Source organism: Xanthobacter sp., assembly GCF_041911315.1.
Classification (GTDB): domain Bacteria; phylum Pseudomonadota; class Alphaproteobacteria; order Rhizobiales; family Xanthobacteraceae; genus Xanthobacter; species Xanthobacter aminoxidans.
In genome coordinates, this window is the sequence record NZ_JAYRPE010000021.1 from 331,397 (window position 1) to 351,443 (window position 20,047).

The window sequence follows — 20,047 nt, forward strand, 5'->3', positions numbered from 1 at the left end:
CCGCCCATGGGGCAATCGTGCGACGGTCTCATGAAACCGCCCCAAGGTGCGACGCTTTGCCCAAACGCCCCTTGCGATGGCCCACGGCACCCCTCACACTCCCGGCCCATAAACATAATTGGCAGGAAACGAATTGAGGGTGGGATAGATGCTGGCTCTGGTGCTCATCATCGCCTGCGGCCTCTTGGCCGTGGCGTACGGCGTATGGACGATCAAAGGGTTGATGGAGGCGGACCCGGGAACCGCCAGGATGCAGGAGATCGCATCCGCCATCGCTGAAGGCGCGCAGGCCTATTTGCGCCGGCAATACACCACCATCGGCATCGTGGGTGCCGTCATCTTCATCCTCGTGGGCGTGTTCCTCGGCTGGCTGGTGGCCATCGGCTTCGCGCTGGGGGCCATCCTCTCCGGCCTTGCCGGCTTCATCGGCATGAATGTGTCAGTGCGGGCGAACGTGCGTACCGCGCAGGCGGCGACGCTTTCGCTGGCCGGCGGCCTCGACCTCGCCTTCAAGGCGGGGGCCGTCACCGGCCTTCTGGTGGCCGGCCTCGCGCTGCTCGGCGTCAGCGTCTACTACCTCATCCTCACCGGCTTCCTCGGTTTCGCGCCGAACAGCCGCACGGTGGTGGATGCGCTGGTGGCGCTGGGCTTCGGCGCCTCGCTCATCTCCATCTTCGCCCGTCTCGGAGGCGGCATCTTCACCAAGGGCGCGGACGTGGGCGGCGACCTCGTCGGCAAGGTGGAAGCCGGCATTCCCGAGGACGACCCGCGCAACCCGGCCACCATCGCCGACAACGTGGGCGACAATGTCGGCGACTGCGCCGGCATGGCGGCCGACCTGTTCGAGACCTATGCGGTGACGGTGGTCGCCACCATGGTGCTCGCGGCCATCTTCTTCGCCGCGAACCCGGCGACGCTGGCCACCATGATCGTCTATCCGCTGGCCATCGGCGGGGCGTGCATCCTCACCTCCATCGCCGGCACCTATTTCGTGCGGCTGGGGGCGAACTCCTCCATCATGGGCGCGCTCTACAAGGGCCTCATGGCGACGGCGGGCTTCTCCATCATCGCGCTTGCCGTGGTGACATGGCTGCTGCCCGGCTTCGGGCCGATCCAGGGGGTGGCCTATTCGGGCACGAGCCTGTTCCTGTGCGGCCTCGTCGGCCTCGCGGTGACGGGGGCCATCGTGGTCATCACCGAGTATTACACCGGCACCGGCTATCGCCCGGTGGTGTCCATCGCCCAGGCGTCGGTCACGGGCCACGGCACCAACATCATCCAGGGCCTCGCCGTCTCGCTGGAATCGACGGCGCTGCCGACCATCGTCATCATCGCCGGCATCCTGTGCGCCTACGGCCTTGCCGGCCTGTTCGGCATCGCCATCGCCGCCACCACCATGCTCGGCGTCGCCGGCATGATCGTGGCTCTCGATGCCTTCGGCCCGGTGACGGACAATGCCGGCGGCATCGCCGAGATGGCGGGCCTGCCCAAGGAGGTGCGCCAGTCCACCGACGCCCTCGACGCGGTGGGCAACACCACCAAGGCGGTGACGAAGGGCTACGCCATCGGCTCCGCCGGCCTCGGCGCGCTGGTGCTGTTCGCCGCCTACAGCCAGGACCTCAAGTTCTTCATTGCGCAGGCGGCGCCGGGCTCCTACTTCGCCGGCGTCACGCCCAACTTCTCGCTGGAGAACCCTTACGTGGTGGTGGGCCTGCTGTTCGGCGGCCTCTTGCCCTTCCTGTTCGCCGCCATGGGCATGACGGCGGTGGGCCGCGCGGCGGGTGCCATCGTGGAGGAAGTACGCCGGCAGTTCCGCGAAAAGCCCGGCATCATGGCCGGTACCGAGAAGCCGGACTATTCCCGCGCGGTGGACATGCTGACCAAGGCGGCCATCAAGGAGATGATCATCCCCTCGCTGCTGCCGGTGCTCTCGCCCATCTTCTGCTACTTCGCCATCTACTTCGTGGCGGGCGGCGGTGTGGCAGGCAAGTCGGCGGCCTTCTCGGCGGTGGGTGCGATGCTGCTGGGCGTCATCGTCACCGGCCTGTTCGTCGCCATCTCCATGACGTCGGGCGGCGGCGCATGGGACAATGCCAAGAAATCGTTCGAGGACGGCTTCGTGGACAAGGACGGCGTGCGGCACATGAAGGGCTCGGAAGCCCACAAGGCCTCCGTCACCGGCGACACCGTCGGCGACCCCTACAAGGACACGGCGGGCCCCGCCGTGAACCCCATGATCAAGATCACCAACATCGTCGCGCTGCTGCTGCTGGCGGTGCTGGGGCACTGAACCGCCCCGGTTCGCCGTGGTTAACACCAAGGCCGCCTGTCCCTGCCGGGGCAGGCGGCGTTTTTGCGCGGGGGCTATCCTGGGTTCCTACATCACGCCGCAGACCCTGCTCCACATCCTCTATCTCGTCGCCATCGTGGCCGAGGCCATGACGGCCGCGCTTGCCGCCGGACGGCGGGAGATGGACTGGGTGGGCGTGTTCCTGCTCGGCTGCGTCACCGCGCTGGGCGGCGGCTCGGTGCGGGACGTGCTGCTCGGCAACTACCCGCTCTCGTGGGTGGCGCACCCCTCCTACCTCATCGTCACCGGCGGGGCGGCGCTGGGCACGGTCTTCCTCGCGCGGGTCATGGACCATCTGCGGCAGGTGTTCCTGTTTCTGGACGCGGTGGGCCTCGTGGTGTTCACCGTCATCGGCTGCAACGTGGCCATCGGGTTGGGATTGCCCGTCATCGTGGTGATCGCGGCGGGCATGATCACCGGCTGCGTCGGCGGCGTGCTGCGGGACGTGCTGTGCAACGAGGTGCCGCTGCTGTTCCGCGCCGAGCTTTACGCCACCGTCTCGATCCTGACGGGGCTGCTCTACGTGGCCGGGCCGCTGGCCGGGCTGCCGCAGCCGCTCACCATGGCCATCGCCATGGCCGCCGGCCTGACCCTGCGCCTGCTGGCCCTGCGCTTCGGCTGGAGCATGCCGAAATTCGTCTACACGCAGGATCTGCATTAGCGCCTGCACGGCGCGAACGTTGCTGCTAGCCTCCTCCCGGATACGGGGCAGGGCGGCTTCACATGCGCGGACTGATCGAGCGCGTCTTCCAGCTGGAGGCGCACGGCACCACCATCCCGACCGAGGTGGTGGCGGGCATCACCACGTTTCTCACCATGGCCTATATTGTGGTGGTGAACCCGCAGATCATGGCGCAGGCGGGCATCGACGCCGGCGCGGCCTTCACCGCCACCTGCCTCTCGGCGGCGTTCGGCTCGGCCATGATGGGGATCATCGCCAACTATCCCATCGCCGTCGCGCCGGCCATGGGCATCAATGCCTATTTCACCTTTACCGTGGTGCTGGGCATGGGCGTGCCGTGGCAGCAGGCGCTGGGGGCGGTGTTCGTCTCGGGCGTGCTGTTCCTGGCGCTCAGCCTGTTCAGGGTGCGGGAGTGGCTGCTCAATTCCATCCCCATGTCGCTCAAGCTCGGCATGGGCACGGGCATCGGCCTGTTTCTCGCGCTCCTGGGCCTCAAGGGCATGGGTGTCGTGGTGGCAAACCCGGTGACGCTGGTGGCGCTCGGCAACCTTTCAACGCCCTCCACCTTCATCGCCTGCGGCGGCTTCCTGCTCATGAGCGGCCTTGCGGCGCGGGGCGTGCCGGGGGCGATCCTCATCGGCATTGCGGCGGCGACATTGGCGGGGGTGCCGTTCGGCCTCGTCTCGTTCTCGGGCATCGTCTCGGCCCCGCCCTCGCTGGCGCCGACGCTGCTCCAGCTCGACATCGCCGGCGTTCTGCGCCTCTCCATGACGGGGGTGATCGCGGCGCTGTTCCTGCTCGTGCTGCTGGACAACATGGGCACGCTCATCGCCACCCTCTACAAGGGCGGTCTGATGCGGGAGGATGGCTCAGTGCCGCGCCTCGGCCGGGTGCTGATCGCCGATTCGGGCGGCGCTATCGTCGGCTCGGCGCTGGGCACCTCCACGCTCACTTCCTACATCGAGAGCGCCGCCGGCATCGAGGCGGGTGGGCGCACCGGGCTCACCGCCGTGGTTGTGGCGCTCATGTTCCTCGCCTGCCTGCTGTTCGCGCCTCTGGCGCTGGCGGTGCCTGGATATGCGACCGCCCCGGCGCTGCTGGTGGTGGCCCTCGCCATGATCGGCGCCATGGGCGACCTGCCGTGGGATGACGCCGCCGAAGCCTTCCCTGCTGCCGCGGCGGCGCTGGCGGTGGTCTTCACCTTCTCCATCGCCACGGGCATCGGCCTCGGCTTCATCACCTATGTGGCGGTTAACCTCATCGCCGGCCGCTGGCGGCGCATCAGCGGCGCGGTGTGGGTAATCGCGATCGCGTCGGCGGTGCTGCTGGCGATCGAATAGGCGGCACGGGGCAGGGCGCGTCCGGGCCGCCCAGCCGTCAGCTGAGCTGAAGGTTACGGAAGCAGTAAACGTCCAGTTCGCCGCCCGCGGGCCGGGGGATTTCCGCAAATCCGAGATCGCAGATCGCGGATACGACCTGCTCGGGCTTCTTGCCGGCCACAGCGTGGATTTCGATGACCAGATTGCGGCAACGCCGCAGCGATGAGCAACTGCCCGAGGCGAAGATCTCGTATTCGGACCCTTCGATATCGATCTTGCAAAGATCGACCACCTCGTTCTCGGACAGCGACCGTCCGATCAGGTCATCGAAGGTAATTGCCTCGATCGCCGCATGGCGCCGCACGCCATGCGAGCTGTGCCCGAGGGATCCGGAGATCGATTCACCCGTGCTTCCCCTTCCGAAGTCCGCGTTGATCGTTCCAGCCTGGCCGGAGATGGCGCAATTGAACAGTTTGAGCTCGGCGTCGAAGTTCTGAACGAGATTGAGCTGCATTCGCGCGAACACCCGTGGGTTCATTTCCACGGCAACAATCTTCCGGAGCGCGAAACCCATGTCGGAAAGAAGAATGGGGAATCCACCACCGTTCGAGCCAATATCGACCAGCGTCAGGGGACCCTTGAGCGCCATCTGGGGGATCAGGAGACGGTACATCGGACTGGTAAGACAGGCTCGCGTCCCTGTCTCGTCACCGCCATGGTGGTCGATCACGAATTCCATACCGTTCTTCCGGTAGGTAATCATGCCGGTACCACGGAACAGCAATCTCGTGGCCACAACCTCCCAGCGATTATCGAAGTGCATGATCGCGCGAAGACCAGCCTTCGAATTATGCAACTTGCGGGACAGGTCCATGCGTATCGCCTCCGGCGCGAGCCTGCTGAGGCAGGCGAGAATAATAGGATTAAGGTCCTGATGGGACAATCTTGGGGGACCGCAACGACGCTCCCGGCGAAGGGAACCCGTCTGCGAACCCAAACCGAGCGAGGGCACTGCAGCAATTCTAGACGAACCGCCTACCGCAGCGAACAAGAAAAATCTTCAGCCCGGCATTGCGGCCCCGATGGCGCGCCCGGCGCGACGCCTTGCCGCTGGTCGCGGCAGGCCTCGCCGCAATGGGGGGCATAGGGAAGGCCGCCGCCCTCCCGCTCTTCCCTCCTGCCGCCCGATCGTGTAGGGAACCCGCGACCTGCGCGCCGGGGCACCGCTCTGGCGCGAACGTGATGGATTCCATGCAGACGGTTCTCATCGTAATTCACCTGATGGTGGTGCTCGCGCTCATTGGCGTGGTGCTCATCCAGCGCTCGGAAGGCGGCGGTCTCGGCATCGGCGGGGGCGGCGGCGGTTCGGGCGGCGGCTTCTTCACGGCGCGCGGCACGGCCAACGTGCTCACCCGCGCCACCGCGATTCTCGCGCTGATCTTCTTCATCACTTCGCTGTCGCTGACCATCGTGGCCGGCTGGGGTCGCGCCCCGCGCTCCATCCTGCCGCCGGCGCAGCAGAACCAGGGCGGGCCGCAGGTGCCGCAGAGCGGCGGGTCGATTCTCGACCAGCTGCGCCAGCAGGCCCCGCAGGGTACCTCTGCCCCGGCGCCTGCCACTCCGGTTCCTGCCACCCCGGCCGAGCCGGCGGCGCCGTCCGGTCCCCAGGTTCCGCAGTCCAAGTGATCCTGTTCTAGTGATCCATTGACGCGACGCGGCTTCGGCCGCGCCGTTTCTTCTCCACAGGCGAGGCGAGGCCGATCCCGGTTTCGCCCTCGCCGAATCGCGTTTGCATTAGGTAAGGTCGAGGCCCATGGCGCGCTACATCTTCATCACCGGCGGCGTCGTGTCTTCCCTGGGCAAGGGCCTCGCCTCCGCAGCACTCGGCGCTCTTCTCCAGGCGCGCGGATATACCGTCCGCCTGCGCAAGCTCGACCCCTATCTGAACGTCGATCCGGGCACCATGAGCCCGTATCAGCATGGCGAGGTGTTCGTGACCGATGACGGGGCCGAAACGGACCTCGATCTCGGCCACTACGAGCGGTTCACCGGTCATCCGGCGACCAAGCAGGACAACATCACCACCGGCCGCATCTACCAGGACATCCTGGCCAAGGAGCGCCGTGGCGACTATCTCGGCGCCACCATCCAGGTGATTCCCCACGTCACCAACGCGATCAAGGACTTCGTGCTGGAAGGCAACGAGGGCTTCGATTTCGTGCTGATCGAGGTGGGCGGCACGGTGGGCGACATCGAGGGCCTGCCCTTCTTCGAGGCCACCCGCCAGCTCAAGAACGAGCTGCCCCGCGGCCACGCCATCTTCATTCACCTCACCCTGATGCCGTACATCCCCTCGGCCGGTGAGCTGAAGACCAAGCCGACCCAGCATTCGGTGAAGGAGCTGCGCTCCATCGGCATCCAGCCGGACATCCTGCTCTGCCGCACCGACCGCGAGATCCCGCGCGAGGAGCGCCGCAAGCTCTCGCTGTTCTGCAATGTGCGGGAAACGGCGGTGATCGAGGCGCGGGACGTGGACAACATCTACGCCGTGCCCTCCGCCTACCACGCGGAAGGCCTCGACAAGGAAGTGCTCGCCGCCTTCAACATCGAGCCGGCCCCCGCGCCCAACCTCAAGCGCTGGACCGACATCGAGACCCGCGTGCGCAACCCCGAGGGCGAAGTCACCATCGCCATCGTCGGCAAGTACACGGGCCTGAAGGATGCCTACAAGTCGCTGATCGAGGCCCTCGCCCACGGCGGTATCGCCAATAAGGTGAAGGTCAATCTCGACTGGATCGAGAGCGAGACCTTCGAGCGCGAGGACCCCGCGCCCTTCCTGGAGCACGTCCACGGCATCCTCGTGCCCGGCGGCTTCGGCCAGCGCGGTGCCGAGGGCAAGATTCGCGCGGCCCAGTTCGCCCGCGAGCGGCAGGTGCCCTATTTCGGCATCTGCTTCGGCATGCAGATGGCGGTCATCGAGGCGGCGCGGAATCTCGCCGGCATCGAGAAGGCCAATTCCACCGAGTTCGGCCCCACCTCCGAGCCGGTGGTGGGCCTGCTCACCGAATGGCTGCGCGGTAACGAGCTGGAACGGCGCAACGCCGCGGGTGACCTCGGCGGCACCATGCGCCTTGGTGCCTACCATGCGGTGCTGGAGCCGGACACCAAGGTGGAAGGCGTCTATGGCCGGCGCGACATCTCCGAGCGACACCGCCACCGCTACGAGGTGAATACCGCCTATCGCGAGCGGCTGGAGCAGCACGGGCTGAAGTTCTCCGGCATGTCGCCGGATGGGCTGCTGCCGGAGATCGTGGAATATCCGAGCCATCCCTGGTTCATCGGCGTGCAGTTCCACCCGGAGCTGAAGTCGCGGCCGTTCGACCCGCATCCGCTGTTCGCCTCCTTCATCCGTGCCGCCAAGGATCAGAGCCGGCTCGTCTGAGCCGTTTCTTTGCAATGGCTTAGGGCGCCGTCCCGGGATTTCTTCCTCCGGGCGGTAGCCACGTCGCGTCAAAACGCACTAAGCTCCGGCCGGGCCGCCGGGGGGATGCGCCCGCCAACCAGGCGACGCGCGGCCCCTTGCCGTAGCGTTCCTTCCCATGATTCTGCCGTTGCGGAATGCGCGCCCGATGGGGTCGCAGCATCGGCCCGATGAGAGGAGAAGCCATGCGACGCGGCCTCGACCACGTTGTGCACCTCGTCCGCGATCTCGACGCAGCTGGCGAAATCTACGACCTCCTGGGCTTCACCGTGGGTGCCCGCAATCGCCACCCGTGGGGCACGGAAAACCGCATCATCCAGACGCCCGGCTTCTTCATCGAGCTGCTGCAGATCGTCGAGCCCGACAAGATTCCCGCCGCGCAGGGCGAGGCCTTCTCCTTCGGCGCCTTCAATCAGGATTTCCTCGCCCGCATGGGCGAAGGCCTCTCCATGCTGGTGCTGGAGGGCTCGGACGCGACCCACGAGAAGGCCGCCTTCGATGCGGACGGCTTCGGCGGGTTCGACATCTTCGATTTCGCCCGCAAGGCGCGCCGGCCGGACGGTCAGGAAGTGGACGTGGGCTTCCGCCTCGCCTTCGCCCGCGATCCGGCCAGCCCGGACTTCGGCGCCTTCGCCTGCACCCAGCTCAATCCCGAGAATTTCTGGTCGCCGGACCTCCAGCGCCATTCCAACCAGGTGACGGGCGTCGCCGGCGTGGTGCTGGTGGCCGATGCGCCGGCCGAGCATCAGGCGTTTCTCGAAACCTTTTCCGGCTGTCAGGTGCAGCGCGCGCTCGATGCCTGGTACGTGGCGCAGACGCCGCGCGGCTCCATCGACGTCATGTCCCGCGAACTGTTCACCGAGCGCTATGGCGTGCCGGCGCCAGGTGGGCCGGGCCTACGCCTCGCCGCCGTGCGGTTCTCCACCCCCGGCGCGCCGGAGCTGCGCCGCTCGCTGGCCGCGCGTCGCATGGTGGAAGAGACCATCGAGGGCATCGTCGTCGTGCCGCCCCGCGCTGCGCTGGGCGCCACGCTGGTGTTCGAGTTGACACCGGGCTGAACCGCACCGGTTTCACTCTCAGGAAAAATCCATTACATCGGATCGGGCGGAGGTCACCGCCCCTGGGCACGGACGACCGTGCTCCCTTCTTGTCGCGCGGCGGGGACGACCCCGCCTCTCGTGGTGTCTGCCCATGGCATGGGTCTATCTGTTCATCGCCGGCCTCACCGAAATCGCGTGGGCCATCGGAATGAAGCAATCGGAAGGCTTTACCCGGCTCTGGCCGAGCCTGTTCACGCTCGGCGCCATCGGGGTGAGCCTGCTGCTCCTGTCCCTCGCGCTCCGGGGCATCCCCATCGGGACCGCCTATGCGGTATGGGCGGGAATCGGCACCGTCGGCACGGCGGTCGCCGGCATCCTGTTCTTCTCCGAATCGACCGACCTGCTGCGTCTCGCCTCCATCGGCCTCATCGCCGCCGGCATCGTCGGGCTCAAGCTGGTCACACCCTGAACGGCCTTCCCGATCGGCTTTAGCGTGGTCCGGCCTGCGCGCAGCGCCGGACCACGCGCATTCGCGATTTAGCGAAATGGGGAAAATGCTCTATCAAGGGCGCGCTCCGGCAGCGCCGCCTCGTGCGGCGACCGGAAAGCTGAATTTATTCTGAGGCTTAAGGACGCTTCCGACCTTCTGGTGGCGATCCTCGGAGCCGTGAGGGATCGCCCATGACCGTCGCCCCGCCGCCCGTCGCCCCGCAGAGCATCGTCGAGGCCGGCTCCGTGCGCTTCGGCAATCATCTGCCGCTGACGCTGATCGCCGGCCCCTGCCAGATGGAAAGCCGCGCCCACGCGCTGGAGGTCGCCGCCGCCCTCAAGGAGATCGCGACGCGCCGCAACATCGGCCTCGTCTTCAAGACCTCCTTCGACAAGGCGAACCGCACCTCCCTTTCCGCCGCCCGCGGCCTCGGGCTCCAGGCGGCGCTGCCGGTATTCGGCGAGATCAAGGAGAGCCTCGGCCTGCCGGTGCTCACCGACGTGCACGAGATCGACCAGTGCGCCGCTGCCGCCGAGGTGGTGGACGTGCTGCAGATTCCCGCCTTCCTCTGCCGCCAGACCGACCTTCTCGTGGCCGCCGCCCGCACGGGCCGGGTGGTGAACGTGAAGAAGGGGCAGTTCCTCGCGCCTTGGGACATGGCGAACGTGGTCAACAAGCTCACCGGCGCCGGCAATGGCCGCGTGCTGGTGACGGAGCGGGGCGTCTCCTTCGGCTACAACACCCTCGTTTCCGACATGCGCGGCCTGCCGATCCTGGCCAAGACCACCGGCGCGCCTGTCGTGTTCGATGCCACCCATTCGGTGCAGCAGCCGGGCGGGCAGGGCACCTCTTCCGGCGGGCAGCGCGAGTTCGTGCCGGTTCTGGCCCGCGCAGCAGTGGCCGTGGGCGTGGCGGCGGTGTTCATCGAGACCCATCCGGACCCGGACAAGGCGCCCTCCGACGGGCCTAACATGGTGCCCTTGGCGAAGCTGGAGGCGTTGATTACCACCCTTCAGGCGTTCGACGCGGTTGCGAAAGCAAATCCCGTCACCATCTGAGCGGAACCTTGGCCTTCCTTCCGTGCGGTGCGGCGCGCGGAACGGGGCCGGCCCTGCCTTTCTGCCTGCCTGAAGTCCCGCCTTTCCCCGCCACCTTCCGTGCCGACCCCATGCGCTTGCCTTGACCGAGGTGCCGTGTATGGTCTCGCGCCCCTCCGCTTGAAGAGCTTCCTGATGGCCCGCGACACGCTCGACGCGACCCCGATTTCCGACCGCGGCGAACTCGTCGCCTGGATGGAAGAGGGCGCGAAACCCGAGCGGTCCTTCCGGATCGGCACCGAGCACGAGAAGATCCCCTTCACCATGGGCCGTCACGAGCCCGTGCCCTATGAGGGGCCGAAGGGCATCCGCAAGCTTCTGGAGGGCATGCGCTCCCTGCTCGGCTGGGAGCCGATCATGGAAGGCGAGACCATCATCGGCCTCGCGGATGTGACCGGCGGCGGGGCCATCTCGCTGGAGCCCGGCGGCCAGTTCGAGCTGTCCGGCGCGCCGCTGCGCACCATTCACGAGACCTGCTCGGAGCTGAACGCCCACCTCGCGCAGGTCCGGGAAGTGGCGACACCCCTCGGCATCGGCTTCCTCGCCATCGGCATGAGCCCCAAGTGGTCACGCTCCGAGACGCCGGTGATGCCCAAGGGCCGCTACAAGATCATGTCCAACTACATGCCGAAGGTAGGCACCCTCGGCCTCGACATGATGTTCCGCACCTGCACCGTGCAGGTGAACCTCGACTTCTCCTCCGAAGCCGACATGGTGAAGAAGATGCGGGTGGGCCTGGCGCTCCAGCCGGTGGCCACCGCCCTCTTCGCCAACTCGCCCTTCACCGAGGGCAAGCCCAACGGCTTCCTTTCCTTCCGCTCCGAGATCTGGCGCGACACGGACAATGCCCGCTCCGGCATGCTGCCCTTCGCCTTCGAGGAGGGGTTCGGCTTCGAGCGCTATGTGGACTACGCGCTCGACGTGCCCATGTATTTCGTGAAGCGCGGCGACCATTACATCGACGTGGCCGGCTCCTCCTTCCGCGACCTGCTCGCCGGCCGCAATCCGCTGCTGTCGGGTGAGACGGCGACGCTCTCCGACTGGATCAACCACCTCTCCACCATCTTCCCCGAAGTGCGCCTGAAGCGCTTCCTGGAGATGCGCGGCGCGGACGCCGGCCCCTCCATCAACCTCTGCGCCCTGCCGGCCTTCTGGGTGGGCCTGCTCTATGACCAGCAGAGCCTCGATGCCGCCTGGGATCTGGTGAAGGACTGGACCGCCGAGGAGCGCCAGACCCTGCGGGACGACGTGCCCCGTCTGGCCCTCAAGGCCGAGATCCGCGGCCGCGCTTTGCGCGACGTGGCGAAAGAGGTGCTCAAGCTCTCGCAGGCCGGCCTGAAGCGGCGCGGCTTCCACGACCGGCTCGGCCGCGACGAGACGCGCTTCCTGGAGCCGCTGGAGCAGACGCTGCTCTCCGGACGCGTGCCGGCCGAGGAGCTGCTGGAGCTGTACCACGGCCCGTGGAACGGCTCCGTGGAGCCGGCTTTCGACGCGCTCGCCTACTGAGGCGCGTCGCGCCATCGATGCGCAGGGCTGCCATGCGTTCTGGGCATGGCTGATGCTGGAGGCTTCACTTCGCCCACCGGGGCTTGTAGGGCCTCGATCGGCAAGGCCCGGCTCACGCTTTTCCCACCGGCCGCCGCGCGTTGCCGGGGGCAGGGTGACCGCATAGGGTGTATCACCCTCCGGATTCCCCTCCATGCATGCCCCACCGCCCCGCACCGACGGACCGCTCGGCCCGCGCGAGCTTCTGCTTTACGCGGTCTGCGTGCTCATCTTCGGCACGGGCTGGCTGCCGCTGAAGCTGCAACTCGGTGTGGTCGCACCGGAGGTCTCCGGCGTCTGGCGCTTCCTGGTCGCGGGTTCGGTGATGCTGGTCTACGTGCTCGTCACCGGCGGGCGGCTCGCCTTCGGCTGGCGCGACCATCTGCTGTTCGCGGGGCTCGGCGCGACGCTGTTCTCGCTGAATTTCGTCAGCTTCTATTATGCCGGCTATCATCTGCCCTCAGGGCTGATGTCCGTCATCTTCGCCCTCTCCGCCATCATCATTCCCGTGCTCTCCGCGCTGTTCCTGCGCGTGCCGCTGCGCCGCCAGATCATCGGCGGGGCACTGGCCGGCGTTGTGGGGCTGGCGCTGGTGTTCGGCCCGAGCCTCGCCGACGGACGCGGCATCGACGGGGCTGGGGAAGGGCTGGCGCTGGGGCTCGCCGGAACGCTCTCCTTCTCGGTGGGCAGCCTGCTGACCGGCATCGCCGGGCGGCGGCAATATCCCATCGCCTCGCTGACCACCTGGGGCTTCTTCTACGGCATGATCATCCTGCTGGTGATCGCCCTCATCCACGGCGTGCCGTTCATCTTCGACTGGAGCCCCGTTTATGTGGGCTCCCTTGCCTGCCTCATCCTCGTGCAGACGCTGGCGGGATTCGCCGTCTACAACACGCTGGTGCGGCGCATCGGGCCGAACCGCGCCGGCTATGGCACGGTGGTGTTCCCGCTGGTGGCGCTCGCCATCTCCACCGTGTTCGAGGACTACCACTGGACGCTGGTGTCCGCCGGCGGCATCGCGCTGGTGCTCGCCGGCGTGCTGCTGGTGCTGCGGCCGAACCCGGCGCCGCCCGTGGTGTGAGGCGCCTCAGCCTCTCACGACAATGGGCATGCGCGTGGCGGGCGGCGTGTTGCGCGAGCGCTGGGTGCGCACGATGCCGTCGATGATGGTCATGCAAACGCCCGGCAGGTCGCCGAGGCGCACGCTGTCGAGCAGCGTGGTGCCGGGGGAATGCTGCGCCTTGTCCATCAGCACGAAATCCGCCGCGCGTCCCACTTCGATCAGGCCGGAATCGAGCGCCCGCATCCGTGCCGTGTTGCCGGTGGCGAGGCAGAAGGCCTCTTCGGCCGGCAGTTCGCCGAGGGAGGAGAGCATGGACACCATGCGCAGGATACCGAGCGGCTGCACGCCGGAGCCGGCCGGCCCATCCGTGCCGAGGATGACGCGCTGGAGTTCTCCCAGTTCGCGGGCGAGACGCAGCGTGTAGAGGGCCGAGCGCTCGTTGCCGTTATGGACGATCTCCAGGCCGCGTTTGCAGCCCTCGCAGATGCACCGAATCTGGTTGTCCGGCAGTGCGGTATGGCCGCCGTTGATATGGCCCACCACGTCCGTGTCGGCTTCCAGCACAACATCCTTGTCGATGAGGCCGGAGCCGGGGATGGAGGGGCCGCCGGTGTGGATGGTGGACTGGATGCCGTACTTGCGCGCCCATCCCACCATCTTGCGCGCCGTGGGGCCGTCCTTCACGCCGCCAAGGCCGACCTCGCCGAGCAGCTTCACGCCGGCGGCGGCCAGCTCCTTGAAATCGTCCTCCACCATCTCGTTCTCGATGACCGGGGCGCCGGCATGGACCTTCACGCCGGAGGGGCGAAAGGCGGAGAAGGCGCGCTGGGCGGTGATGGCGAGGGCCTTCACCCCCACCACGTCGCGGGCGCGGCCAGGATAATGCACCTCACCGGCGGAGATCATGGTGGTGACGCCGCCGTGGAGGGAGGAATCGATCCAGTTGATCTGGCTCTGCCGGGGCGTCCAGTCGCCCGCCACGGGGTGGACGTGGCTGTCGATGAGGCCGGGGGTGAGGGTGGTGCCGTTGGCGTCGATGAGGGTGGTCGCGCCCTCGGTGTCCACGTCCTTCTCGCGGCCGATGGCGGTGATGCGCCCGTCCAGCGCCACCACCGTGTCGGCGTCCAGAATGGGCTTCGTCAGGTCGCCGCTGAGGAGGAGGCCGATGTTGCGGATCACCAGCTTGGTGGGGCCGGCGGGACCCTGGGGCGCGTCGTGGGCCATGCTCTCGTCTCCGGAGGCGGCGCGGCGACGCGCGCCTTTCTGTTTGTAGGCATATGAAGTTTACGCCCGCGCCGGGCCTCTGAAAACCGGGCGCGGGGCGGATTTCACCGCTCGGCGAAAGCCTTTTCGATCACGAAATGACCGGGCTCGCTGCCCGAGCCCTCGGTGAAGCCGCGGGATTCCAGCAGCGTCTTCAGGTCCACCATCATGGCCGGCGAGCCGCAGATCATCACCCGGTCGGCGGCGGCGTCGAGGGTCGGCAGGCCCACATCCGCGCAGAGCTTGCCGCTCTCCAGCAGGGTGGAGATGCGCCCCGTATTGCGGAAGGGCTCGCGGGTCACTGTGGGGTAATAGAGCAGCTTGGCCGCGATCTCCTCGCCGAGGAATTCGTGGGCCGGCAGTTCCTTGGTGATCAGATCCTCGTAGGCGAGGTCGGCCACATGCCGGCAGCCGTGCACCAGCACCACCTTCTCGAAGCGCTCGTAGGTCTCGGGATCGCGGATCACCGAGAGGAAGGGCGCGAGGCCGGTGCCCGTGCCGAGCAGATAGAGGTTCTTGCCGGGCAGCAAATTGTCCATCACCAGCGTGCCGGTGGCCTTGCGGCCCACCGTGATGGCGTCGCCCACCTGGATGTGCTGGAGGCGGGAGGTGAGGGGGCCGTTCGGCACCTTGATGGAGAAGAATTCCAGCGTCTCGGCCCAGGCCGGGCTCACCACCGAATAGGCGCGCAGCAGGGGCCGGCCGTCCACCTTCAAGCCGATCATGGTGAATTCGCCGGTGCGGAAGCGGAAGCCGGGATCGCGGGTGGTGGTGAAGCTGAACAGGCGGTCGGTCCAGTGATGGACGCTGAGCACCTGCTCCTCGAAGAAATTGCTCATGGTGGTCTCGGGGCGGTTCTAGAGGCTGGCAGGATCGGCGGAGAGGAGGGCGCGCTTGTCCGGCGTGTCCTTCCAGGCATCGGCATCGGCCGGCGGTGGACCCTTCTCGGTGATGTTGGGCCACACTGCCGCGTATTGGGCATTGAGGGCGGCCCATTCGGCGGCGCGCGGGTCGCTGTCCGGGAAGATGGCCGCCGCCGGGCATTCCGGCTCGCAGACGCCGCAGTCGATGCACTCGTCCGGGTGGATCACCAGCATGTTCGCGCCGGCATAGAAGCAATCCACCGGGCACACCGCGACGCAATCCATGTAGGTGCAACGGATGCAGCCTTCGGTGACGACATAGGCCATGGGAACGCCCTCGGCATATTGTTTGTGTACAAATGAAAATAGAGTCGGGCCGCGAAGGCTGTCAACGGCTTGTCATGGGCAGGATGCGGCTCTTTTGGGCAGCGGGGCGGGATATTTTGGGCAGGGGAGGGGCCGCTCTTCCATTCACCTCCCGTCATCCCCCGGCTTGTCCGGGGGATCCACCGTGGGACGGGGCGGTCCTTCAGGTCAGGCACCGTGCGTGTGGCGAAGTGGATGCCCCGGATGAACCGGGGCATGACGGCAGTGAAAAAAGGCCGGGTGCCTTCGTTTTAGTTCGTCGGCGCCGCCCTCAGCCGCGCCACCGTGCCCTCAAGCCCCTCCCACGCCGGTGCATCCGGCGCGAACTTGGCGCGCATGTAGCGGACGAGGTCAGCCACCTGCGCATCGTCGAGGCTGTCGCGGAAGGCGGGCATGTCGCCCAGCTCCGGGGCGGCGGGCTTGGGGATGCCTTCGAGGATGACGCGGATGAGATTGTCCGGCCGCGCCGCATGGACATTGGTATTCAGCGCCAACGCCGGCCGCGCGCCGAACAGGGTCGGCCCCTCCGGCGCATGGCAGGCGGCGCAGGCGCCGGCGAAGAGGCGGCCGCCCACCGTGTCCATGGGGCGGAGCGAGGCTTCGGCCTTCGCCTCCAGCGTCGCCGCCGCCGCGACCGGATCGGCGATGGCGGGGCCTGAAAGCGAGGCGAGATAGACCGCCATGGCGCGCACGTCGGCGTCCGGCGCGTCGGACAGCGCATGTACCACCGGCGCCATGGGGCCGGCCGCTGTGCCGTGGAAGCGGGAGAACCCGGTGCGCAGATAGGTGAACAGCTCGTCCTCGGTCCACGGAATGGGGGCCTTGGACAGTTCGGTGAGGGCCGGCGCCTCCCAGCCGTCGGCGACACCGCCGGCAAGGTAGGCCGCGCCGCCCTTTTCCGCGCCCAGCGCATTGCGCGGCGTATGGCAGGCACCGCAATGGCCGAGGCCTTCCACGAGGTAGCGCCCGCGGTTCCATTGGGGCGATTGCGCCGGTTCCGCCTGAAGCTGGCCGGGGCGATGGAACAGCATGTTCCACCCCGCCATCAGCGGGCGGACGTTGAAGGGGAAGGTCATCCGGTTTTCGGGCGCCGGCGCCGTCACCGCCGGCTGGGACATGAGGAAGGCGTAGAGCGCCTGCATGTCGGCATCATTGATGCGGCTGAAGGCGGTGTAGGGGAAGGCCGGGTAGAGGTGCCGCCCGTCCCGCCCAATGCCCTCGCGCATGGCGCGCTCGAAGGCGGCATAGGACCATGCGCCGATGCCCGTCTCCACAGCCGGCGTGAGATTGGTGGAATGGACCGTGCCGAAGGGCGTGTGCAGCGGCCGTCCGCCGGCATTGGCGATGCCGCCGTCCGCCGTATGGCACACCGCGCAATCCCCCAGCGCCGCGAGCACCTTGCCGCGGGCGATCATGTCCGCCGAGAAGGCCGAAGGATCAGGCGGGACGATGGGGGCGATGGCGCCGCGAATGGGCAGCGCCAGCGTCGCCATGCCCAGAGCACCGGCGAGCGCGGCGCCCGCCATGGCGAGCCACGGCTTGCGCGTCTTCTCCTTCACCGGGCGGGGCGGCACCTCGCCGGCGAGGGCCGCGCGCACGCGGTCCGGCGTGAAGGGCGGTTCGCGCAGGCGCACGCCGGTGGCGTCGAAGATGGCATTGGCGATGGCCGCCGCGCTGGGCACCGAGGCGGATTCGCCCGAGCCCAGCGGCGGGTCGTCCGGCCGGGGCATCAGCACCACGTTGATGACCGGCACTTCCGGGAAGGTGAGGATGGGATAGGCACCCCACTCCCGGCTCGTCACCGCCTGTTCGTCGAACGTCACCTGTTCCTTGAGCGCGCGGGAGGTGGACTGGATGACGTTGCCGTGGATCTGGTGCTCGATGCCGGCCGGGTTGATCATCAGCCCGGAATCCTGGCCCACCGTGACGCGCTTCACCGCCACGTCGCCGGTCGCTTTGTTCACCTCCACATCCGCCACCCAGGCGGACCATGCGGCGCCGTAGCCGGGGAATTTGGAGTGGACATAGAGGGCATAGGCGAAGCCCTGCCCGCGCACGATGTCGCCTTCCACCACCTCCTGCCGGGGACCGGTGCGCTTCTGCCAGCCGGCGCGCGCGGCGGTGGCCTTCACCAGGTCCACGGCGCGCGGGTCGTGCAGATGGCGCAGGCGATAATCCACCGGATCGACACCGGCGGCGGAGGCCAGCTCGTCCACATAGCTCTCGTGGGCAAAGCTGTTGGGCAGGGCCGAGACGCCGCGCAGCCAGGAGGCACGCACGATGGGCGCCACGTCATCCACCGCCACGCGCATCACGTCATAGGCATAGGGCGGGATCGCCGTGCGGTCGCCCATCTCGTAGACGGGATTGTCCGCAGGCACCCGCCCGGTGAGCAGCAGCGCCAGCGTGACGGCGGCGTTGGAGGGGTAGCGGGTGAGGAAGTCGTAGAAGGCGGGCGTGCCGTCGGCGTTGATGCCGCCCTTCACTTCCATGAGCTGGCCGGCGCCCTTGGGCTCCCAGGCGTGCTCCTGCTCGCGGGTGAGCTGCACCCGCACCGGCCGCCCTACGGCGCGGGAGAGCAGGGCGGCATCGGCCGCCACATCGTCCGCGCAGTTGCGGCCATAGCAGCCGGCCGCCTCGAAGCGGACGATCTCGATGTCTTCTTCCGGCAGGCCGAGCAGGAGGGAAATATCCGTGCGCAGCCAATAGGGGTTCTGCGTGCCCGCCCAGATGGTGGCGCTGTCCTCCCGCACGTCGGCGACGGCGCAGGAGGGGCCGATGGAGGCGTGCATCTGGTAGGGCCAGACGTAAGTCGCCTCCAGCACCTGCGCTGCGTCCGCGCGGGCGGTGTCGAGGTTGCCCTGCTCGTGGAGGAGGCGCGTCTTGGCCTTCTCGGCGCCGCGCAGGGCCTCCTCGGTGCGGGAGAGGTCGGGCAGGGCAGGGGTGTCGCGCCATTCGGTCTTCAGCAGGCGGGCGGCCTCGGCGGCCTGTTCCTCGCGCTCGGCGACGACGCCGATAAAGTCGCCCATGGTGACGACTGCCACCACGCCCGGAATATGGGCGACGGAGTGCTCGTCCACCCGGATCAGGCTCTTGCCCACGAACGGGCCGGCATCGATGCCGGCATAGGGCGGGCGCACCACGCGGCCGTGCAGCATCCCCGGCACGCGCACGTCGTGGACATAGGTGAAGGTGCCCGTGGCCTTGGCGGGGATGTCCACCCGCGGCACGCGGCGGCCGACGATGCGGTGCTCGCTCGCCGGCTTCACCGCCGTTTCCTGATGCAGCATCAACCGGTCGGCGCGGCCCTTGAGGAGGTCGGCATAGGAGCGGCCCGTGTTGCGCCCATCCCTGGGGCGGACGATGCCTTCCTCAACCTCCAGCTCGTCCGCCGGAATGCCCAGAGCCTCGGCGGCGAGCGCCACCAGATGGGCGCGCGCCTGCGCGGCCGCATGGCGCAGCGGGCGGGCCGAGACCTGAATGGAATCGGAGGCGATGGTGCCGCCCTGGTTGGGCGCGACGCCGGTGTGGCCAAGCACCATGGTGACGCGATCGAGCGTCACATCCAGCTCTTCGGCGACGATCTGGGCCAGCGCCGTGCGGATGCCGGTGCCGAGGTCCACATGGCCGTTGAAGGCGGTAACGGCGCCGGTGTCGTCCACCAGCAGGAACAGGTCGAGCGCGCCCTCCTTCGGCACGGCGCTGGGCACGAGGCCGTGCACCACCTGCGCCGGGCGCAGGATGGCGAGATTGCCGGTGGCGGCGAGAAGTGCCGCGGGATCGGGACGCGGCTCGCTCACGGCTGCGCCTCCGCTTCACCCGTGCGGGCGGCGGCCCGCAGCACGGCGCGCAGGATCTCCACATGCGTCCCGCAGCGGCACAGATTGTAGCGCAACGCCGCGCGGGCCTCGGCCTCGGTGGGGGAGGGGTTTCGGGCGAGGAAGGCGACGGTGGTCATGATCATGCCGTTGAGACAATAGCCGCACTGGGCCGCCTGCTCGGCGACGAAGGCGGCCTGCACCGGGTGCAGCGTGCCCTGTGTCGCGAGCCCCTCCAGCGTCGTCACCGCGCGCCCCTCCGCCGTGCCCAGCGTGGTGACGCACGAGCGCGTCGCCCGCCCGTCCATCAGCACCGTGCAGGCGCCGCACTCCCCAAGCCCGCAACCGAACTTGGGGCCGTTCAGCCCGAGGTCGTTGCGCAGCACGTAGATCAGCGGCGTCTCGCGCGGCAGCGCGAAGGCGTGGGTTTCGCCGTTGACCTGGAGTAGGATGGGGGCGGACATCTCGAAGGGACCGCTCAGCCTTTGCCGCAAGAAACCGGGACCGGGACCGGCCCGCCACAGAGTGGATTGTTTCTATACTAATGATCGAGCGTCAAGCGCGGGGGACGCTCAAAACGCAGGCTCCCGGCGGCTGTCCGAAGCGCGAAGACGGCGGGAAAATGCTGCAAGTGCAAAAGAATGGAAGCAATGCTGCCTCTTCGTGCGGC

General features: G+C 68.0%; 16 protein-coding genes. 10 read left to right on the plus strand and 6 right to left on the minus strand.

Annotated features, from left to right (window positions below):
* Positions 1 to 148: 148 nt before the first annotated feature.
* The 3 genes from ACE3QW_RS08615 to ACE3QW_RS08625 all read left to right on the plus strand — a co-directional run bounded on the left by ACE3QW_RS08615 (position 149) and on the right by ACE3QW_RS08625 (position 4,372).
* Positions 149 to 2,290 (plus strand): sodium-translocating pyrophosphatase, encoded by a 2,142-nt coding sequence (locus ACE3QW_RS08615; RefSeq protein ID WP_024279182.1) that lies wholly within the window; start codon positions 149 to 151, stop codon positions 2,288 to 2,290.
* A 91-nt stretch (positions 2,291 to 2,381) separates the two neighbouring features.
* Positions 2,382 to 3,011, plus strand: coding sequence for a trimeric intracellular cation channel family protein (locus ACE3QW_RS08620; RefSeq protein WP_038193482.1), 630 nt, complete (start codon positions 2,382 to 2,384; stop codon positions 3,009 to 3,011).
* A 62-nt stretch (positions 3,012 to 3,073) separates the two neighbouring features.
* A complete protein-coding gene (locus ACE3QW_RS08625; RefSeq protein WP_374251212.1) occupies positions 3,074 to 4,372 on the plus strand; it encodes an NCS2 family permease in 1,299 nt (432 codons plus the stop codon).
* Between the two features lie 37 nt (positions 4,373 to 4,409).
* Here the strand turns inward: ACE3QW_RS08625 and ACE3QW_RS08630 are convergent, their stop codons facing one another.
* A complete protein-coding gene (locus tag ACE3QW_RS08630) occupies positions 4,410 to 5,225 on the minus strand; it encodes an FkbM family methyltransferase (RefSeq protein WP_029558394.1) in 816 nt (271 codons plus the stop codon).
* A gap of 377 nt (positions 5,226 to 5,602) precedes the next feature.
* Here ACE3QW_RS08630 and secG point away from each other — a divergent pair, with 377 nt between their 5' ends.
* From secG to ACE3QW_RS08665, 7 genes are all read left to right on the plus strand, one after another.
* On the plus strand, positions 5,603 to 6,037 hold the full coding sequence (gene secG / locus ACE3QW_RS08635) for a preprotein translocase subunit SecG (protein ID WP_029558396.1): 435 nt from the start codon (positions 5,603 to 5,605) through the stop codon (positions 6,035 to 6,037).
* A 127-nt stretch (positions 6,038 to 6,164) separates the two neighbouring features.
* A complete protein-coding gene (locus ACE3QW_RS08640) occupies positions 6,165 to 7,793 on the plus strand; it encodes a CTP synthase (protein WP_374251214.1) in 1,629 nt (542 codons plus the stop codon).
* A gap of 224 nt (positions 7,794 to 8,017) precedes the next feature.
* On the plus strand, positions 8,018 to 8,890 hold the full coding sequence (locus tag ACE3QW_RS08645) for a VOC family protein (protein WP_250165966.1): 873 nt from the start codon (positions 8,018 to 8,020) through the stop codon (positions 8,888 to 8,890).
* Positions 8,891 to 9,023: 133 nt separating this feature from the next.
* On the plus strand, positions 9,024 to 9,341 hold the full coding sequence (gene sugE / locus ACE3QW_RS08650; protein ID WP_029558400.1) for a quaternary ammonium compound efflux SMR transporter SugE: 318 nt from the start codon (positions 9,024 to 9,026) through the stop codon (positions 9,339 to 9,341).
* Between the two features lie 212 nt (positions 9,342 to 9,553).
* Positions 9,554 to 10,420 (plus strand): 3-deoxy-8-phosphooctulonate synthase, encoded by an 867-nt coding sequence (gene kdsA, locus ACE3QW_RS08655; protein ID WP_374251215.1) that lies wholly within the window; start codon positions 9,554 to 9,556, stop codon positions 10,418 to 10,420.
* A gap of 174 nt (positions 10,421 to 10,594) precedes the next feature.
* Entirely contained in the window at positions 10,595 to 11,965 is a 1,371-nt protein-coding gene (locus tag ACE3QW_RS08660) for a glutamate--cysteine ligase (protein WP_374251217.1), read from the plus strand.
* Positions 11,966 to 12,158: 193 nt separating this feature from the next.
* Entirely contained in the window at positions 12,159 to 13,085 is a 927-nt protein-coding gene (locus ACE3QW_RS08665) for a DMT family transporter (RefSeq protein ID WP_051679231.1), read from the plus strand.
* A 6-nt stretch (positions 13,086 to 13,091) separates the two neighbouring features.
* Here the strand turns inward: ACE3QW_RS08665 and ACE3QW_RS08670 are convergent, their stop codons facing one another.
* From ACE3QW_RS08670 to ACE3QW_RS08690, 5 genes are all read right to left on the minus strand, one after another.
* Positions 13,092 to 14,291 (minus strand): amidohydrolase family protein, encoded by a 1,200-nt coding sequence (locus ACE3QW_RS08670; protein WP_374251218.1) that lies wholly within the window; start codon positions 14,289 to 14,291, stop codon positions 13,092 to 13,094.
* Between the two features lie 104 nt (positions 14,292 to 14,395).
* Positions 14,396 to 15,169 (minus strand): ferredoxin--NADP reductase, encoded by a 774-nt coding sequence (locus ACE3QW_RS08675; RefSeq protein ID WP_374251219.1) that lies wholly within the window; start codon positions 15,167 to 15,169, stop codon positions 14,396 to 14,398.
* Positions 15,170 to 15,187: 18 nt separating this feature from the next.
* Positions 15,188 to 15,520: a ferredoxin FdxA gene (fdxA, locus tag ACE3QW_RS08680; RefSeq protein WP_029558406.1), complete on the minus strand. Its 333-nt coding sequence runs from the start codon at positions 15,518 to 15,520 to the stop codon at positions 15,188 to 15,190.
* Positions 15,521 to 15,810: 290 nt separating this feature from the next.
* Positions 15,811 to 19,359 (minus strand): molybdopterin cofactor-binding domain-containing protein, encoded by a 3,549-nt coding sequence (locus ACE3QW_RS08685; RefSeq protein WP_374251221.1) that lies wholly within the window; start codon positions 19,357 to 19,359, stop codon positions 15,811 to 15,813.
* Complete coding sequence (locus ACE3QW_RS08690) at positions 19,356 to 19,841, minus strand: (2Fe-2S)-binding protein (RefSeq protein ID WP_374251223.1); 486 nt, start codon at positions 19,839 to 19,841, stop codon at positions 19,356 to 19,358. Before ACE3QW_RS08690 ends, ACE3QW_RS08685 begins: the two co-directional genes overlap by 4 nt.
* Between the last annotated feature and the right edge of the window lie 206 nt (positions 19,842 to 20,047).

Coding starts and splice junctions, on each gene's coding strand:
- ACE3QW_RS08615 (WP_024279182.1), top strand. CDS start 149: ATGCTGGCTCTGGTGCTCATCATCGCCTGCGGCCTCTTGGCCGTGGCG.
- ACE3QW_RS08625 (WP_374251212.1), top strand. CDS start 3,074: ATGCGCGGACTGATCGAGCGCGTCTTCCAGCTGGAGGCGCACGGCACC.
- ACE3QW_RS08630 (WP_029558394.1), bottom strand. CDS start 5,225: ATGGACCTGTCCCGCAAGTTGCATAATTCGAAGGCTGGTCTTCGCGCG.
- secG (WP_029558396.1), top strand. CDS start 5,603: ATGCAGACGGTTCTCATCGTAATTCACCTGATGGTGGTGCTCGCGCTC.
- ACE3QW_RS08640 (WP_374251214.1), top strand. CDS start 6,165: ATGGCGCGCTACATCTTCATCACCGGCGGCGTCGTGTCTTCCCTGGGC.
- ACE3QW_RS08645 (WP_250165966.1), top strand. CDS start 8,018: ATGCGACGCGGCCTCGACCACGTTGTGCACCTCGTCCGCGATCTCGAC.
- sugE (WP_029558400.1), top strand. CDS start 9,024: ATGGCATGGGTCTATCTGTTCATCGCCGGCCTCACCGAAATCGCGTGG.
- kdsA (WP_374251215.1), top strand. CDS start 9,554: ATGACCGTCGCCCCGCCGCCCGTCGCCCCGCAGAGCATCGTCGAGGCC.
- ACE3QW_RS08660 (WP_374251217.1), top strand. CDS start 10,595: ATGGCCCGCGACACGCTCGACGCGACCCCGATTTCCGACCGCGGCGAA.
- ACE3QW_RS08665 (WP_051679231.1), top strand. CDS start 12,159: ATGCATGCCCCACCGCCCCGCACCGACGGACCGCTCGGCCCGCGCGAG.
- ACE3QW_RS08670 (WP_374251218.1), bottom strand. CDS start 14,291: ATGGCCCACGACGCGCCCCAGGGTCCCGCCGGCCCCACCAAGCTGGTG.
- ACE3QW_RS08675 (WP_374251219.1), bottom strand. CDS start 15,169: ATGAGCAATTTCTTCGAGGAGCAGGTGCTCAGCGTCCATCACTGGACC.
- fdxA (WP_029558406.1), bottom strand. CDS start 15,520: ATGGCCTATGTCGTCACCGAAGGCTGCATCCGTTGCACCTACATGGAT.
- ACE3QW_RS08690 (WP_374251223.1), bottom strand. CDS start 19,841: ATGTCCGCCCCCATCCTACTCCAGGTCAACGGCGAAACCCACGCCTTC.